General features: G+C 65.7%; 1 protein-coding gene. It reads left to right on the forward strand.

The features are described from left to right. Positions 1-56: 56 nt before the first annotated feature. Positions 57-1,292, forward strand: coding sequence for an IS701 family transposase (locus D7X32_RS44345; RefSeq protein ID WP_244239525.1), 1,236 nt, complete (start codon positions 57-59; stop codon positions 1,290-1,292). Positions 1,293-1,416 lie beyond the last annotated feature (124 nt).

The raw sequence follows: 1,416 nt of genomic DNA on the forward strand, positions 1-1,416 counted from the left end.
CTAGTACCACTTAGTCGGTTGTTGAAGCCGCCGGTCGATCATGATCTACGGTCGCGATGGACCGGCGGACGCTGAAGCGACTCGATGAGGAGTTGCGCGAGTACCTCGACTCGATGGTGGAAGGCATGGGCCGCCCCGAGCGGCGCGCCGCGATGGCGGCGTACGTGACGGGGCTGCTGCTCGACGGCGAGCGCAAGAGCATTCAACCCATGGCGGCTCGGCTGGTAGATAACGCGTCAGAGACGGAGGCGATGCGCCAGCGGCTTCAGGAGTGCGTCGTCATCAGCGGATGGTCCGATGCGGAGGTGTTCCGACGCCTGGGCCAAAAGCTGGAGCGGGAACTGCCGGGACTGGAGGCGTTCGTCCTTGACGATACGGGCTTTCCGAAGAAGGGGACGCACTCGGCCGGCGTGGCACGCCAGTACTCGGGCACGCTGGGGCGAATCGACAACTGCCAGGTGGCGGTGAGTCTGCACCTGGCGGGCGAGAATGGCTCTGGCTGCATCGGCATGCAGATGTACCTCCCAGAGGCCTGGGCGAAGGACACTGCACGTCGCAAGAAGGCAGGCATTCCAGAGGACGTGGGCCTCACGGAGAAGTGGCGGCTGGCTCTGGCGCAGTTGGACTCGGCGCTTGCCTCTGGCGTGCGCAAGCATGTCGTGCTTGCCGACCCGGGCTACGGGGACTGCGGGGATTTTCGCGATGGCCTCGTCGAGCGAGGGCTGGACTATGTGGTTGGCATCAAGGGCGAGACGTCTGTTTGGCCGCCAGGCAGCACCCCAACCATTCGCAAGAAGCCGCCGGGCAGTCGCGGCCGGCCTTCCTCTCGGCACTACGACGACAAGCATCCGCCGGTGTTGGTGGGCGTGATGGCCAAGGAGTTGAAGTACCGCGCAGTCAGCTGGCGCGAGGGAAGCCGTGGCTGGCAGTCCTCTCGCTTCGCAGCCGTCCGCATCCGGACGGCGCACCGGCATATGAATGGAGTGCCGCCTGGAGATGAGCAGTGGTTGTTGTGCCAATGGCCCCAGGGAGCGCAGGCCCCCACGAAATTCTGGCTCTCCTCCCTCCCAGCTGACACGTCCATACGCACCCTGGTGCGCCTGGCCAAGCTGCGGTGGCGCATCGAGCGCGACTACCAGGAGATGAAACAGGAACTCGGCCTGGACCACTTCGAGGGCCGCACCTGGCGGGGCTTCCACCACCACGCCACCCTCTGCGCCATGGCCCATGGCTTTCTCGCGCTCCGACGAGCGCTTTCCCCCCCGGGGCCGGGTGAAATGGACGCTGCCTGAAGTCCGCCGCCGTCTTCAACAGGTGCTGTTGCACTGGATAGGCGTCTGCCCCCTCTGCCGCAGGCTCGTCGACGACTCGAACCTGCCGCGCGGCCCCTCACGAATCTGATCAGGTGGTACTAGC

This window comes from Corallococcus carmarthensis (assembly GCF_003611695.1).
Lineage (GTDB): Bacteria > Myxococcota > Myxococcia > Myxococcales > Myxococcaceae > Corallococcus > Corallococcus carmarthensis.

Excerpts from the sequence above, each read along its gene's own strand:
- D7X32_RS44345 (WP_244239525.1), top strand. The coding sequence starts at position 57 with ATGGACCGGCGGACGCTGAAGCGACTCGATGAGGAGTTGCGCGAGTAC.